A 16,450-nucleotide genomic window follows, 5' to 3' on the forward strand; every position below is an offset into this window, starting at 1 on the left:
CTTGATATGCCGTTGTATCTGCGTATCGCGCCTGAGCTTTACCTAAAACGCTTGGTGGTTGGTGGTTTTGAAAAGGTCTTTGAGATCAATCGCAGCTTCCGTAATGAAGGGGTTTCAACCCGTCATAATCCTGAATTTACTATGATTGAGTTTTATCAAGCCTATGCTGATTATCATGATTTGATGGATTTGACTGAGCGCCTATTTAACGAATTGGCGATCGATATCTTAGGTACCACTGAGATTACTTATCAAGAAGAAGCCATTAGCTTAAAAGCGCCTTTTGAGCGTCTGTCTATGTCTGATGCGATTGCCAAATATGCAGAAAACTTCGATATGTCACGTATCAATGATCGTGAGTATCTCGCCGAGTACGTATCTAAAACGCTAAAACAGCAGGTAAAAGACGTCTTTGGGGTGGGTAAATTACAAACTATTATCTTTGAAGAAACCGCTGAGCACCAGCTACGTCAGCCAACCTTTATTACTGAATACCCTGCTGAAACCTCGCCACTTGCACGCCGCAATGATGACAATCCTGAGATTACTGACCGTTTTGAGCTGTTTGTCGGTGGTCGTGAATTGGCGAATGGCTTTAGTGAGCTTAATGATCCTGCCGATCAGGCAGAGCGCTTCCTCGGTCAAGTAGCTGAAAAAGATGCTGGCGATGATGAAGCCATGCACTTCGATGCAGAATATATCGAAGCTTTATCTTATGGCTTGCCGCCGACCGCTGGCGAAGGTATCGGTATTGATCGCTTAGTCATGCTATTGACAGACTCTGCCAGTATCCGTGATGTGATTTTATTTCCGCACATGCGCCGTAAGTTTGAGGGTTAAAGATAGTTTGCTTGCCATAAGTCCATACTGATACTAAACTGAACATAAGATGGCTTTTTTGATTTGTTGAAAAAGCCTCATATGATTTTCAGTACTATCATGGATAGGGATGCGTTTAACATTATGGACAATCAGCAAGTACCACCCTCGATTTGGCAACAGATGATACAACAGAGTTTTTTGTCTTTGTATACCTTAGCAGCACATAAAATCTCTAGCCCTGAATATTTTCAGGGTTATGATTTTGTCTTTGAGTTTTCCAATGCGATGATTTATCTTATCGTCAATGATGTCGTGATGCAGGCAAGCAAGCAAGATATTAATAGTACTCAGGTGCGTACTTGGAGAAAAGAGGTTGTCAATCAGCTGATTAAGCAGCATGCTCAGCTTTACCTCAAAAACGATAAAATCATTGCCCATAAAAATCAGGCAACATCTAATAAACCTGTATATTTTATTGGATTAACCTCGCTTTCAATACAACAACCAATACAGCAACAAGTTAGCGATCATACTGATCTACAAAACGATTATTTAGCAACGCCATCTTATGCAGTTGGTTATGAGTATGGCAGTCAGTTCTTCGCTGAAGACTGTGTGTTGGACTTAGATGACGAGCAGAGTGTACTGCAAGTATTTAGCTATCAAAATTTTTCTGAGATATTAAATCAGTTGGTTACGCCCAGTGATTTGAGCGCTTATCTAGCCTTTCATCGCAGTAAATTGACAGGATTTGAAGCATTTGCAGATGAATCGACCTTGCTTGCGCAGTTCTTACAATCATCAGATTTTCATCAAAGAGCAATTGATGTGCAGGCGCAATTGGTCAGCAATCAATTGATAGCACAGATTGAACCGCGATTACAAAAAGCGGCAGATCCTAACCAAACTGAGTTTGCAGCTGCGCTGATGGTAGAGATTCAGAAGAACACTCGGATGTGGTACAAGCTTTTTAATAATTTAATCAAAAGTTGTTATGAAGCGGGTAATCCATTGCCAAAAGAGCAAGTTGATATTTTGGTTGATGAATCCATGTACACTTATGCGTGTCTAATAGAAAAAATATTAGCGCATAGAACCATCGATCAAGAGTCGCGCTGGACAGGTTATGTGCGCCATGAGCACTCTTATAATGTGTTTGGTCGCCACTATTTGATGGTGTTTTATGCCCAAGATGACGACAGCTCATTGAGCGCTGAAAAGGTTCGTGCGGGTCATCAAGATTTGTTATTCGAACTCAACGCCCAGATGCAGCAGCCAGTTATGCAGGATCTGTTTTTAATTGGGGTAGAGGTCAGACCTTGTGAAGATAGCGTAAATACCGAAGTCCATCTCGATGCTTTTCATCTCAATGGGTCGCTTATCGATGCAAATACACAGCGTTTATACCAACAATTGGCGCAATTGAGAGCTCAATCATAGCCTAGCTTTCGGACTTAAGTTTGATAGCTGGTTTTGATGCTATATTTGGATAGCTTGGCTCGACAGTTATTTTGACATCTAGCTTGGATCATTGACTTTAAGATAAATTGCTAATTTGATGCTTTACTTATATTTTTACGACTTACCTTGGCATTCATTATGACGCAGCAATATCAGGTTTTAGCCCGAAAATACCGACCCAAAAACTTTCATGAGTTGATTGGGCAGACGCATGTCTCACAGGCGTTGATCAATGCGATTGATTACAATCGTCTGCATCATGCTTATCTGTTTACCGGTACGCGCGGCGTCGGTAAGACGACCATCGCCCGTATTTTATCTAAGTGTTTAAATTGTGATACAGGCATCACCAGTACCCCGTGTGGCGTGTGTGATAATTGCGTGGCGATTGACCAAGGGCGCTTTATTGATCTGATTGAGATTGATGCCGCTTCTCGTACCAAAGTTGAAGACACGCGCGAGCTACTTGATAACGTCCCCTATGCGCCAAGCCAAGGTCGTTATAAGGTGTACCTGATTGATGAAGTGCATATGCTGTCGACACACAGTTTTAATGCGCTTCTTAAAACCTTAGAAGAGCCGCCTGAGCATGTCAAGTTCCTATTAGCCACGACGGATCCGCAAAAGCTGCCAATTACGATTATCTCGCGCTGTCTACAGTTTGTATTGCGTCCTTTGCCCCAAAGCTTACTGAGTGAGCATTTGGCTAATGTGTTAACCCAAGAACAAGTAGACTATACGCAGCCAGCGCTTTGGCAACTGGCTAGTGCCGCAAAAGGTTCGGTACGTGATGCCCTCTCATTGACCGACCAAGCGATTGCTTTTGGTCAAGGGATGCTTGATGATGTGACCGTCAATTCAATGCTCGGCTTGATTGATGCAGCTGACCTAGTGAGCTTAATCACAGATATCTATCATCATGATAAGCCTGCTGTTGCTGCTCATATTGAGCAGATGCGTGCGCAAATGGTTGATGCCAGTAGCATGTTTGATGGGCTCGCTGAGCTATTGCACCAGTTGGCATTGTGTCAGCTGTTGCCCGAAGTCGCTCTTAATGTCAATGAAGCGCAAGCACAGCATATCAATCAGCTTGCTCAGCATATAAGCCCTGAGGTATTACAGCTTTATTATGAAATCGTGGTACAAGCACGTGAAGGCGTTAAGCTTGCCAGTACGCCGATGCAAGCGCTTGAGATGTGTATTTTACGTCTCTTAGCTTTTCGTCCTTTACCAGTCGATGAGATATTAGCGCATGTACCTGATAATATGGCAACAGCTATAGAAAAACCGACTAGCCTTGTCTCTAGCACAGCACTAATCACTGAGCCAGTATCACCGTCATTAGAATCACAAACGCAATCTGACACTATCGCTGATAACCATACTGATGTCAGTGGCAATGTCACCGGTAATAATAAAGAGGATGTTGGAGCTGGCAATAGTAGTCATCAATATGAGCAATATCATTCATATGACGAGGCTGATCATTTTAGCCCGTATGACAACTCTAGTAGTTATAGCACGCTAGAGTTGTCCAATCATCAGCCCGAACCTGTTATTGAGCCCGAACCTGTTATTGAGCCTGAACCTGTTGTTGAGCCTGAACCTGTTGTTGAGCCTGAACCTGTTGTTGAGCCTGAACCTGTTGTTGAGCCTGAACCTGTTGTTGAGCCTAAGGTAAATGATTCTCAATTGTTTAGTCACTCTGACGACCCTCGTACGCTTTTACGTTGTCCGCCGCAAGAATTGATAGGGGAGTGGACGCCTGAAAAATGGGATTACTGGTTACAATGTGCTCGCGAAGCCGCTAGTTTGGCTCAAGATGAGTTGGCGCTTGCCCGTCAAGGCATGATGACAGGAAGCTGTAATGCCGAATCCGTCTTTGTTACAGCGGTCAATAGCAAGCATTTGCAGGCAACCTTTGAGCAGCTAGCGTCAAAGATACAGGCAGAGTTCCCTGATGCCACTATTACGTTACAAATTGATAGCAGTATCATGCAAGCCGATGATAAAACCCCAGAGCGTCGGCAACAAAAACGTCTTGTTGAGGCTAAAACAGTAGCAGAGTCAAGACTGCTCAATACGCCAGTGATGCAGTATTTAATTGAGCGCGGTGAGGGAAAAATGGGCAAGATTCAGTTGTATTAATCATGCATAAACTCTAATAACAGTGTTTTACTAAAACCAGACTGCTCATCAGCTTATTGAAATATCAAGATGAAATGCTTTATCATCTTGATATTTTTGGTTTTATGACATAAGAAGTCATATTATTTGTCCATCAGGATTGTATTAAAAAACTGTAAGAATTTTAATAATTGGTTATAATGGTTAAGTTATATTAATAACTAAAAAGTAGCTTGGATGAGAATATGTTAGATAATTTACGTGGTATGGCTGTGTTTGCTAGTGTGGTCGGACACGGCTCTTTTAGCGGTGCAGCTCGTGAACTGGGTATTACCACCAGTGCAGTCAGTCAGCAGATACGCTCTTTAGAGAATGAGCTTGGTGTCATATTATTGCATCGTTCAACCCGTAAGCTCAGCTTAACAGAAGCGGGAGCCAGTTTTTATGAAGCAGCAAAGGATGTGGTAAGTGCTGCTGAACAAGGTCGAATTAAAGTCAATCAATTGCGTGATGAGCTTGCAGGTAGTTTGCGTATTGCAACGACGCCTGAGCTGGGCGTGCATCATATTTTGCCTGCTTTATCTACTTGGATGTCAGCGCATGACGATCTTAGTATCACGTATTTCGCAGATAATAATTATATCGATATGATTGATGAGCGCATTGATATTGCGGTACGTATGAGCCCTAATATCAACGACTCAACGCTGAGCAATCATCCTTTATCTGATGTGCGCCAAATGTTAGTGGCTTCACCGCAATATTTACGTCAGCATAAAAAAATCGAAACCCCGAAAGATTTGGCAGATCATCAGCTTATCTGCATTGATATCATGAAAGATGCCAATCATGTCGAGCTTACTCAGACTGAAACTGGTAAGAAAACACGTATTAAAATGACATCGCGTATCCATACCAATAACGTTTTTATGGCAATGACTATTGCTAAAGAAGGTCATGGTATCCTTAGAATGATGGAAATGGATGTCAAAAAAGAGCTAGAATCTGGCAATTTGGTCGAAGTGCTTACAGGCTACCAAATGCCAAGTTTTGTGCTATATGCCGTCACTTTAAACCGTGAGCAACAGCCTGCAAAAATCACGCGCTGCTTAGAGGTATTAAAAAAATACTTTCACGCCAATTAAGTTGAGCGCTTAACGATATTTGCTTTAAAGTACTTTTGAAATGTTCAAAAGCAAAAAGCCTATAGATAATGTATCTATAGGCTTTTTTCGCGTTAGACTTTGACTGTATCAGTTGTTTAAAACAAAGGTTTTAATAAGTTAACCAAGCGCTCGACCACTTGTGAGCTTTCGTCGCGGCTCATATTAAGCGGCGGTAGCAGACGAATCACGTGACCGCCTGTGACATTGATAATCAGCTTTTGCTCATCACGAGCGTCATCTACAAGCTTGCTACAGTCCATCTCGTTAGGGAGTGCAATACCAATCATCATCCCAGCGCCGCGACTGCTGACACCATATTGTCCAAATGCATCAACCATGCTGTCGCGAATAAACTGTCCTTCGCTGACAGCGTTTTGCATGATATCACTGTTGAATAGTACATCATACACGCTATGTACCACACGACTGGCTAATGGTGTACCGCCATAGGTTGAGCCATGACTACCAGCACCAAACAAGCCATTAGCGCGACCACGTACCATACAGGCACCCACTGGAAAGCCATTACCTAGGCCTTTGGCGGTTGTCAATACATCAGGGCGTGCGCTGCTATGCTGATAAGCAAAGTACTTACCAGTTCTTCCATTACCAGTTTGCACCTCATCAAGCATAAACAGCCAGTTATGGGTATCGCAGACAGCTTGTATCTGCTCAAGATAAGTAAAACCATTGGCAGCGGTATTAAGACCACCTTCACCTTGAATAGGCTCTACAAATACTGCGCATATATCCTCATAATCATGAGCGGCTTGTTCAATGGCGGCAATATCGCCAAATGGTACACGGATAAAATCCTCATCTAAGGTATAAAAGCCTTCACGGGCTTTAGGGTTTGCAGTCGCTGATAATGACAGTAAAGTACGACCATGGAAAGATTGCTCCATCACAATAACCTTTGGACGATTAAAGCCTTGCTGATGGGCGTATAGGCGCGCCAATTTTAGCGCTGCTTCATTTGCTTCAGCGCCACTATTGGCAAAAAAGACACTGTCCATTTGCGCTGCATCACATAGAGCTTCACCAGCACGCTCTTGCCAGTCAATACCAAATAAATTGCTGGTATGAACCAGCGTTGCTGCCTGCTGTTGAATAGCGTCGGTTACTTGTGGATGACAATGCCCTAAACCGCATACTGCGATACCGGTCAATGCATCTAGATAAGGCGTCTCATCTTGAGTATAGAGCCAGCTTCCTGAGCCGCGGGTAAAACTGATAGGTTGACGAAGATAAGTGGGCATCAGGTAAGTAGCAGACATGTATAGCATCCTTGAAATAATAAAGTTATGAGGGTAAAGAGTTATGAGGTTAAGAAAGTAGAGCGTTTAATACTTATAGCTCATCAGAAAACGGCGTCGACTCAGCAGGCAATGTGTAGTCTTCATTTGCCCATGCGCCAAGATCAATCAGCTTGCAGTGATGACTACAAAACGGCTTATATTTATTATCTTGCCAGGAGGTTTGTTTACCGCACTCTGGACAAGGATAGGTTTTGGGTGAAGGGCTGGCGCTAGTAGTAGATTCAGTCATGATAACAGTAAAGAAATCCTTGGTTTTATCGACAAATGACCAACAAAAACTAAACAACGATTGATTTTCAAATCGTTGCTCTATAAATGTGATTGAGAAAGTCATTTGTCGATGAGTAATCGATATCGTGATATTACTATTGGGTTACATTGACTATATAATAGCATGCAGCCGAATAATGACAAATGACAAATACTTTAAGGACAGTAAATGACTGACAACCTTGAGCTTTCACATCAAAAAATGCGAGCATTCCAACCTCAACGACTCTCAGCACCACGTGATTTTGTAATGCCAGACGCAGTTACCAAATCTAAATCAGCGCTCGTTTTGGAGATTGGCGCAGGGAAGGGCAAGCATGCCTTAAGTTTTGCCATGCAAAATCCTGATAAGCATCTGGTCGCAATTGAGCGTACGCGCAACAAGTTTGAGGCATTTGAAAAATTGGCAGGACAACAGAATTCAGCCAATTTGACCCCGATTCATGCTGATGCTATCGCGTGGATTGTCCATGCCATCGCGCCAAACAGTATCGAAACCATCTATATCTTGTACCCGAACCCTGAGCAGCATAACCCCAATCAGCAGTGGTTCAATATGCCATTTTTTGAGTTTCTACTATCACGCTTACAGGTAGGCGGGGAGATTATACTCGCGACCAATATTGAAGCCTATATGGACAATGCTGAGCAACAAGCGCGTGAAGTATGGTGCCTACCTACTATCCGTAGTCAGGTTGCAAGCAGTAGTCAGCGTACGCATTTTGAAGTTAAGTACTTAGCACGCCAAGAAACCTGTTGGGAGTTGAGAGTACAGAAACCAGAAGGATATCAGACCAGATTTGATACATGGACGATAGCTAGTATGAGTATTTAAATTAATAGCCTAAGTAAAAAACATGCTTTATATCAAACCCTAAGGATAAAGATTAAATATACAAAATAGCCTAAGCGATTAAAATCTAAATTATAAAAAACCGCCCCAAAAAGGCGGTTCAAAAATTGCTAAGAACATACATAAAAAGCGCTTTATAAAAATGGCTTTACGAGATGATTAGAATCAGTACGAGCATCAAGCACAGTCAAGAAAGTGTAAGCGCCGATAAATTTACGGCTGATAAACATAAACTCTTTAGGCGGTAGATTGAACTCAAAAGACTGCATAGCCTTTGTTGCAGCATTTGAGAGGCGAGTATGCAGCTTACTATTGGCCCAAATATAACGTTGCTGCTCATCTAGACAATTCACAGGCATATCAGTATTTATTAGAGGGTCACTAAAAGGTTCGGTCGCTAACAAGAACAATGAGGCCATATCTGAGCGCACTTTGTCACTCATAATGTCGAAAAAATCGTAACCCGTCATCGCACTCATCATAGATTTATGGTCATGATAATAACCGGCACGTAATAAATTATGAGCAATCGTCAATAAGTTATTATCAAACTGGCGAATCGCGCCAAAATCTAACAAAACCAATTTATCAATTTCATGATCATCACGTGCAACACGTACAAGGTAATTGCCAAAGTTTGGATCCGTTTGCATCTCACCCCAAACGAAAATCTCTTGTATCATGATTTCGATAGCTGCCTGTCCAATGGTATTTCGGCGCTCAAGCGGTAACAGTTGCAATGCATCAGAGACGACACTGATACCAGGTTCGTAAGACATACACAGCAGGCGCTTGGTCGAATAATGGCGATTGATTTTGGGGACAACGTAACGTGTATCGTTAATCAAACGGTTATAAAACCGCTCGGTTGTGGTAGCTTCGGCTTCATAGTCAACTTCATGATGGAGTAAATCACGTATCTCTTCAAACCACGCATCAAGTGAGCGCGTTTGTGGAACGATATTACTCACTTTCAACAAGCTCTTAAATAAAGCCAAATCCGAGTTAATGGCATCAGCCACACCTGGATATTGAATCTTTAATACCACTTGCTCACCTGTGGCGATGACGGTTGCACGGTGAACTTGGGCAAGGGATGCTGTTCCAATAGGGACGGGGTCAACCTGAAGTTCATGCAGCTTATCACCCAATAAGTCATGCAAATTCTGCTCAATTTTTGGCCATGCAAGTGTCGCGGTATCGTCATTAAGCGTTTGCAGGGCTCGGGTAATCTCAGGTGGCAAAATATGCTCACCATAAATCGCCAGCATTTGGCCGATCTTTACCACAGAGCCTTTTAATTTACCAAGCTCCTCTGCCAAATAATGCGCCTGCTCTTCCATAAAAATCTGGTTACGTGCTGTACGCGCTTCTTTATTAAGAAACATACCAGACACGCTATTACCTGCCCAACGACGACCGATGTTTAATGAGGTTTTGGCAATCGACATACGGCGATCAAACCCCGAAGTTTTTAAGTTATCGATAGACTGCTTTTTATTAGAAGACCTAGAGGTATTGTTTGCCATAGATATCGTCATTTCATCGAGTTGGTATTGATTTGTGGGTGATGTACCTACAATACAAGGGAGATGTGTTATGAGTGTACAGAATTGTATCATATAAAGAAGGCAGGTTATGCAGCTTAGCTAAGCGGTATTCTTTACATTGTAAGTTGGATAACCATCTGAAGATCGTAAGAGGTAACCATCATAAAAAAACGACCCAGCATTAGGCGAGGTCGTGTCTCTAAAATTTACTACCAGTATTTAAACAATAGTAGTTAAAAAAATACAGTCAAGTCAGCTATAAATCGCTATTTTTAAATAGTTTCGCGGGCAATAGCATGATGACCAATGTCACGGCGATAATGAGCACCATCAAAACTGATGGCGGCAGTGACCGTCAATGCTGCTTGCTGTGCATCCAAGATGCTATCTGCTAATGCGGTCACACATAGTACGCGCCCGCCATTGGTTACGATTTCTTTCTCATTACTAAGCGCATCTTCATTAGAAAAAGCAGTACCAGCATGAAAAACTTTTACAGATTGTTGGTTGTTACTATCGAGCTCTGGCAAGCCGGCAATCACATCATTTTTCGATGAGGTTTCAGGATAGCCTTTTGAGGCAACAACAATACCAAGGGCAGGGCGCTTATCCCAGTTGGCTTCAGATGGTAAGTTACCTGCAAGCCCTTGCTCGACCAAATCAACCATAGAAGATTGCAAACGCATCAAAATTGGCTGCGTCTCCGGATCGCCAAAACGGCAGTTAAACTCAATCACATACGGGTCGCCTGCATCATCGATCATTAGCCCAGCATATAAAAATCCGGTATAAGGATGACCGGCAGCTTTCATCGCATCTACAACAGGCTGAATCACTTGTGCCATGACTTTATCATGAACCTCTTGAGTGACAACTGGTGCAGGGGAGTAAGCACCCATGCCACCTGTGTTTGGACCTGTATCTCCTTCAAAGGCACGTTTATGGTCTTGGCTGGTTGCCATCGGTAGGATATTTTCGCCATCGACCATACAAATAAAGCTGGCTTCTTCGCCTTGCAAAAACTGCTCAATGACCACGCGGCTGCCTGCAGCGCCAAACTTATTATCCGCCAGCATATCATCAATGGCGTCATGTGCTTGCTCGATCGTCTCAGCGACGATGACACCTTTACCGGCAGCAAGACCATCGGCTTTAATGACAATAGGTGCGCCTTGCTCATCGATATAAGCCTTTGCTGCTACTGCATCGGTAAAGCCTTGATAAGCGGCCGTTGGGATGTTGTTTTGCTCCATGAACTCTTTGGCAAAAGTTTTTGAGCCTTCTAACTGCGCACAGTACGCTGTCGGCCCCCATGCTTTGATGCCCGCAGTACGGCAAGCATCGACAATGCCGGTGACCAAGGGTGCTTCTGGACCAACGATGACCATATCAATAGCGTTATTTTGACAAAACGCGATAACGGCACTGTGCTCGCCTGCACCAGCTGACTCTTCCAAAATGACGTTTTGGCATTTAGGTTCAAGAGCAGTGCCCGCATTACCGGGCGCGACATAGATATTTTTTACCTTATTATCTTTTGCGCACTGCCATGCTAGCGCATGTTCACGACCACCTGAACCAATCACCAAAATATTCATCATACCTCTTGCCCTTAGCATTAAAATTCATAATAAGTGAGTTAATAGCGAGCCAGCAAAATACTGTTCAATATCCCGTGCTATTCTAACAAAAAAACACCTCAATTGTCATAGCTATGCGCCTGTTCATCAATATTGAACCCTATTAAGCTAATGAATGTTCCATTAGCAAAGGTTATCGAAATACTGCTGATTCATGAAATGATTTTGTACGCTTTAGCTATGCGCTTAGGTGCGTTACACTGCCACCTAAGAGCATAGCTTTGATACAATAATTCGTACCGCAGGAGTCAGACAAACCATGATTGATAATAATCAATAAGCGTAAATTGAGCCAATCACTATACACATAAGATATAACACATAAATAACAAGCTTATAAAAAATCGCAAGGACAAAGGATATGCCAAACTCTCTAAATATCGCAAAAGAGCGGATCAGCCAGATAAGCGATATTGCCACCAGTTATGTACAAGCGGACAAATCACTATTTGACCACTTTATTCATAGCTATTATCAGCCACTACATCAAGAAACTGCCAAGGACATCAGTAATGCTGATTTGGCTGGGATGGCGCTGCATCATTTTACGCTATTAAAAGCCTATGATCGCAGCCATCCGCAGCTCGCTATCTTAAACCCCATTGCTGAAGAGCAGCATTTTCACAGCTCACATACCGTTATCCAAATCGTTGCCTATGACCGACCATTTTTGGTTGACACACTATTGATGAGCCTTGAAGAGCAAGGCATCGATGTGCATCGTACTTATCATATCATCGTCAATGTTGAGCGCGATGAAAATGGAGCGATCACCAAAGTTGAAAGTGCTCAAGAAAGTGGCACCTCACACATGTCTCTGATTCATTGTGAAATCTCTTATCAAGACAATGATGAATTGGCGGCATTAAAACAGTTATTATTGGCAAAAATAGACACGCTGGATGTCGTCGTTGATGACTGGCAGCAAATACGCGCCAAGCTAACCGATATAAAGGCGGAGCTTGCAACAAAAACATTACCGGAAGTATTTTACTCTCAACAAGAGATTCAAGCATTTCTAGACTGGGTCTTGGATGATCACTTTATCTTTTTGGGATATCGAGAATATCGCTTTGAAGATGGCCACAGTATCGAGGTCGGCAATGACAGCAGTCAAGCTGAACGTAGTGATCTGGATCTATTTTCTATTGGTAATAGTGGCCTTGGCTTATTGCGCGGCGGTAGCGAGGATCAACTTTCAAAAAGCTTTGATGAGCTGCCAAGCAATCTAAAAAGACTGCTAACAGCGCCGCAAGTATTGGTACTGTCAAAATCAAGCCGCGTATCACCAGTACACCGCCCAGTGTATATGGATTTTTTAGGTATTCACAAGTTTGATGATAATGGCAAGCTCATCGGTGAGCATCGCTTTATCGGTCTCTTTACCGCACAGGCCTATCAATTAAGCGTACAACAAATCCCACTCCTGCGTGAAAAATCTAATAAAATCATGGCGATGGCAAAACTACCACGCGATGGTCATGCCTATCATAAAATGATGCATATCATTAATACCTTACCGCGTGATGATTTGTTTCAAGCCAGCGTTGAAGATCTTTACCCAACAGTGCTCGGAATCAGTCAGCTACAGGATAAAAAAAGCCTGCGCTTATTTTGCCGTATCGATCATTACCAGCGTTTTGTCTCCTGCTTGGTCTATATTCCGCGTGATAAATTCAATACCGAACTTCGCATCAAGGTTCAAAATGTCCTAAAAGAAGCCTATGGCGGTACATCGTCAGGCTTTACGACAGAGTTTAATGAATCTGAACATGCCCGCGTGCATGTGCACGTCCGTACAGTACCCGGTCAAGTGCATGAGGTGGATACTGCCGCGCTGCAAGTCAAGCTGTCCTCTTTGATGCAGTCGTGGAATGATAACTATCAAAAAATGCTACTGGACAATGTCGGTGAGCAGCACGCCAATGCCTTGACACGCAGATTTTTAACTTATATCCCTGCTGCTTACCAAGAGCGATTCGATGCGCGTACCGCGGTTGAAGATACCAAGCGTTTGGCTGGGCTTAGCGATGAGCAGCCGATGATTTGGCACTTATACCAATCGACAGGGGATGCAAGCAATCAGCTACATTTAAAACTCTACGGTCGTCAAAAAGCCGTTATTTTATCCAAAGTCTTACCTGTACTAGAGAATTTTGGTGTCTCTGTTATCTCAGCGCAGACCTATGAGTTTGATTTGCCTGAGCAGCCTATTTGGATGCAAGAGTATGAGCTGGTCTTAGAACACGTCGATACCATTGATATGCAAGTGGTGCGCGCACAGTTTGAGGACAGCTTAAAGCAAATTTGGGCAGGTCATGTAGAGAGTGATGCGCTTAACGAGTTGGTATTGACCACCAAGTTAGATACTTATGATGTGGTGGTGCTGCGCGCCTTATCACGCTATATGATGCAAGCAAAAGCCCCATTCTCAAACGTCTATATTCAACAAACCATGGTCAAAAATAGCGACATCAGTGTCGCGTTAGGCAGTTTGTTTGATGCACGAATGAATCCTAAATACAGTGAAGAGGAGCGTGCCAGCAAAACCCGCCAAATCCAAGAGCAGATTACCACCGCATTAGCAGGTGTCAGTAGTTTGGATGAAGATCGTATCTTCCGCTGGTATTTAGATTTGATTAACGCCATGGTCCGTACCAACTTTTTTCAAAGAGAGGCGGACGGCTCGCGTAAAGATCGTGTGTCCTTTAAGTTTTTGGCCGCAGATATTCCAAACTTGCCAAAACCCAAGCCAATGTTTGAGATCTTTGTTTATTCGCCACGCGTTGAAGCCGTGCATTTACGCGGTGGCAAAGTCGCTCGCGGTGGTCTGCGTTGGTCTGATCGTATGGAGGATTTTCGTACCGAAGTCCTTGGTCTGGTCAAAGCACAGATGGTCAAAAACGCCGTTATCGTACCAGTTGGCTCAAAAGGCGGTTTTATTGTTAAGACCAAAACCATGGCGGATGGTCGTGATGTATTCCAAGCTGAGGGCATTGCCTGCTACCAGACATTCCTTCGCGGTATGCTCGATGTGACCGACAATATCGTCGATGGTGCGATTGTCCCGCCAGCCAATACCGTACGTCATGATGAAGATGACCCGTATTTGGTGGTCGCGGCCGACAAAGGCACAGCAACTTTTTCTGATATTGCTAACGCCTTGTCTGCTGAATATAACTTTTGGTTAGACGATGCCTTTGCTTCTGGTGGCTCGGTTGGTTATGACCATAAAGCAATGGGTATCACCGCACGCGGTGGCTGGGAGTCGGTCAAGCGCCACTTCCGTATGCGTGGCATGGACATCCAAAATCGCGATGACTTTACCGTCGTGGGCATTGGTGATATGAGCGGCGATGTCTTTGGTAACGGTATGCTCAGATCAACCCATACCAAATTGGTTGCTGCCTTTAACCATCTGCATATTTTTATTGACCCAAATCCAGATACAGCAGCGTCTTTTGCAGAGCGCGAGCGCTTATTTAACCTGCCTCGCTCGTCATGGGAGGATTATAACCAGTCTCTTATTAGCCAAGGCGGTGGTATCTTCTCACGCCAAGATAAGACCGTTGCTATCAGTCCTGAGATGAAAGCGCTGTTTGATATCAGTGAAGATAGCCTCACGCCCAACGATTTTATCAGTGCACTGTTAAAGTCTCCGGTTGATCTTATTTGGAATGGTGGTATCGGTACTTACGTGAAAAGCAGTGAAGAAAGTCATGCTGACGTAGGTGATCGCGCCAATGATGCCGTGCGTGTCAACGGTGGCGAATTACGGGCGGCCATCGTTGGTGAGGGTGGTAACTTAGGATTCACGCAGCGAGGTCGTATCGAATATGCCCAAACTGGTGGACGCATTTATACCGATGCGATCGATAACTCAGGCGGCGTCAACTGCTCAGACCATGAAGTCAATATCAAAATCTTACTTGGCAAAGTGGTTGAGCAAGGTGATATGACGCTCAAGCAGCGTAATGAGCTTCTTGAGAGCATGACTGACACCATTAGTGAGTTGGTACTGCGTCAAAACTATCTACAACCGCAAGCCATTGAGCTGAGCCAAATCCGTGCAGCTGCAAACTTAAGCGATCATCAGCGATTTATTCAGATGTTAGAAGCAGAAGGGCGTCTGGACCGGGCGATTGAGTATCTGCCATCAGATGAAGAAATTGCCAAACGTCAAAAAGCGGGTACCGGTTTGACCAATCCTGAGCTGGCGGTTGTGTTGGCTTACGGAAAAATGTGGGTTTATGACAACTTATTGCTCTCAGATTTACCGGATGCGCCGTATTTTGTGAATGAATTGCGTAAATATTTCCCTGATGAGCTATCATCGCGCTTCTTTGATGAGATGACTGAGCATCGCTTGCACCGTGAAATCATCAGTACCTATCTGACCAATAGTGTGGTTAACCGACTGGGTATCGAAGCATTATTCCGTCTGCATGAAGAAACCGGACAAACGCTTGCCACTATCGTGCGCGGCTATGCCATTGCACGTGATGTGTTCCATGTCTCAAAAGCATGGGTGCTACTAGAAGCACTCGACAATCAAGTCGATGCCACGTTGCTGCTTGAGCTTGAACTGCGTCTGCGCGATGCACTCGAAAACGGGGTGGTTTGGTTTATCAATGCCTTTGGACAAGATTTGCAAGTGGCCGATATGATCAGTCGTTTTGAGGACAGTGTCGAGAAGCTGACCAAATCAGGCGGCTTTATTGAGCAGCAATTCTCCCAATACTTGCAAGAGGACACCTCAAGTCTGATGGCTGATGGTCTCTCTGTCAATGATGCGTCAATGTTCGCCATGCTGCCTTATCACGTCGATGCGCTTGATGCGGCACTCTTAGCAGAGCAGTATGAGCGTCCGGTTGATGAGATTGCAACCTTATATTTTGAAGCCTATCACGTTTTACAGCTTGACTGGATGATGGATAATATCGTTACGCTGCCACAGCAAGATCACTGGGATCGCCGTGCCCGCCATGCGCTGGCCAATGAAGTATCGCGCAACTTACGTATGCTGATGGATACGTTATTGGCTCAGTCTGATGCCAAGCAAGCCTTTAACGACTGGAAATCACGTCACGCCAGCCAGCTTGATACTGTTATGGCAGAGATGCAAAAAATCGATAGTAATGACGACAATGCGATTAGCTTATCGACGTTGTCGGTATTGATGAGTGAGTTGAGTGGTTTAGTGACTAAATAAAAGGCACTAAATAATTATTTTTAGTAGAAA

10 protein-coding genes are annotated in these 16,450 nt (G+C 43.8%); 6 read left to right on the top strand and 4 right to left on the bottom strand.

Translation table 11 applies throughout. The features are described 5' to 3' along the window. The 4 genes from ABYU67_RS05360 to ABYU67_RS05375 form a co-directional block, all read left to right on the top strand. The coding region (locus tag ABYU67_RS05360) for an amino acid--tRNA ligase-related protein (RefSeq protein WP_372843979.1) at positions 1–840 on the top strand (840 nt) is incomplete at its 5' end. A 123-nt stretch (positions 841–963) separates the two neighbouring features. Beyond that, positions 964–2,262: a hypothetical protein gene (locus ABYU67_RS05365; protein ID WP_372843980.1), complete on the top strand. Its 1,299-nt coding sequence runs from the start codon at positions 964–966 to the stop codon at positions 2,260–2,262. 159 nt (positions 2,263–2,421) lie between these two features. Then, positions 2,422–4,431 (top strand): DNA polymerase III subunit gamma/tau, encoded by a 2,010-nt coding sequence (dnaX, locus tag ABYU67_RS05370; protein WP_372843981.1) that lies wholly within the window; start codon positions 2,422–2,424, stop codon positions 4,429–4,431. A gap of 224 nt (positions 4,432–4,655) precedes the next feature. Further along, positions 4,656–5,555, top strand: a complete 900-nt coding sequence (locus ABYU67_RS05375) for a LysR family transcriptional regulator (RefSeq protein WP_372843982.1) — start codon at positions 4,656–4,658, stop codon at positions 5,553–5,555. Between the two features lie 116 nt (positions 5,556–5,671). Here the strand turns inward: ABYU67_RS05375 and ABYU67_RS05380 are convergent, their stop codons facing one another. Both ABYU67_RS05380 and ABYU67_RS05385 read right to left on the bottom strand, forming a co-directional pair. Beyond that, a complete protein-coding gene (locus ABYU67_RS05380) occupies positions 5,672–6,853 on the bottom strand; it encodes an aspartate aminotransferase family protein (RefSeq protein WP_372843983.1) in 1,182 nt (393 codons plus the stop codon). A 73-nt stretch (positions 6,854–6,926) separates the two neighbouring features. Further along, complete coding sequence (locus ABYU67_RS05385; RefSeq protein WP_372843984.1) at positions 6,927–7,124, bottom strand: DNA gyrase inhibitor YacG; 198 nt, start codon at positions 7,122–7,124, stop codon at positions 6,927–6,929. A gap of 210 nt (positions 7,125–7,334) precedes the next feature. On the opposite strand from ABYU67_RS05385, the gene ABYU67_RS05390 reads away from it, so the two are divergent. Next, positions 7,335–8,000, top strand: a complete 666-nt coding sequence (locus tag ABYU67_RS05390) for a DUF938 domain-containing protein (RefSeq protein WP_372843985.1) — start codon at positions 7,335–7,337, stop codon at positions 7,998–8,000. A gap of 152 nt (positions 8,001–8,152) precedes the next feature. Here ABYU67_RS05390 and ABYU67_RS05395 read toward each other — a convergent pair whose 3' ends face one another. Continuing rightward, positions 8,153–9,547, bottom strand: a complete 1,395-nt coding sequence (locus ABYU67_RS05395) for an ABC1 kinase family protein (protein WP_372843986.1) — start codon at positions 9,545–9,547, stop codon at positions 8,153–8,155. A gap of 293 nt (positions 9,548–9,840) precedes the next feature. Then, positions 9,841–11,166: a phosphoribosylamine--glycine ligase gene (purD, locus tag ABYU67_RS05400; RefSeq protein WP_372844016.1), complete on the bottom strand. Its 1,326-nt coding sequence runs from the start codon at positions 11,164–11,166 to the stop codon at positions 9,841–9,843. A 403-nt stretch (positions 11,167–11,569) separates the two neighbouring features. On the opposite strand from purD, the gene ABYU67_RS05405 reads away from it, so the two are divergent. Next, positions 11,570–16,420, top strand: coding sequence for an NAD-glutamate dehydrogenase (locus ABYU67_RS05405; protein ID WP_372843987.1), 4,851 nt, complete (start codon positions 11,570–11,572; stop codon positions 16,418–16,420). Positions 16,421–16,450: the final 30 nt, after the last annotated feature.

The organism is Psychrobacter sp. (genome assembly GCF_041554015.1).
Lineage (GTDB): Bacteria > Pseudomonadota > Gammaproteobacteria > Pseudomonadales > Moraxellaceae > Psychrobacter.

What these genes read in the sequence shown, in the direction of transcription:
- ABYU67_RS05365 (WP_372843980.1), top strand. Translation starts at nt 964, where the DNA reads ATGGACAATCAGCAAGTACCACCCTCGATTTGGCAACAGATGATACAA.
- dnaX (WP_372843981.1), top strand. Translation starts at nt 2,422, where the DNA reads ATGACGCAGCAATATCAGGTTTTAGCCCGAAAATACCGACCCAAAAAC.
- ABYU67_RS05375 (WP_372843982.1), top strand. Translation starts at nt 4,656, where the DNA reads ATGTTAGATAATTTACGTGGTATGGCTGTGTTTGCTAGTGTGGTCGGA.
- ABYU67_RS05380 (WP_372843983.1), bottom strand. Translation starts at nt 6,853, where the DNA reads ATGTCTGCTACTTACCTGATGCCCACTTATCTTCGTCAACCTATCAGT.
- ABYU67_RS05385 (WP_372843984.1), bottom strand. Translation starts at nt 7,124, where the DNA reads ATGACTGAATCTACTACTAGCGCCAGCCCTTCACCCAAAACCTATCCT.
- ABYU67_RS05390 (WP_372843985.1), top strand. Translation starts at nt 7,335, where the DNA reads ATGACTGACAACCTTGAGCTTTCACATCAAAAAATGCGAGCATTCCAA.
- ABYU67_RS05395 (WP_372843986.1), bottom strand. Translation starts at nt 9,547, where the DNA reads ATGGCAAACAATACCTCTAGGTCTTCTAATAAAAAGCAGTCTATCGAT.
- purD (WP_372844016.1), bottom strand. Translation starts at nt 11,166, where the DNA reads ATGAATATTTTGGTGATTGGTTCAGGTGGTCGTGAACATGCGCTAGCA.
- ABYU67_RS05405 (WP_372843987.1), top strand. Translation starts at nt 11,570, where the DNA reads ATGCCAAACTCTCTAAATATCGCAAAAGAGCGGATCAGCCAGATAAGC.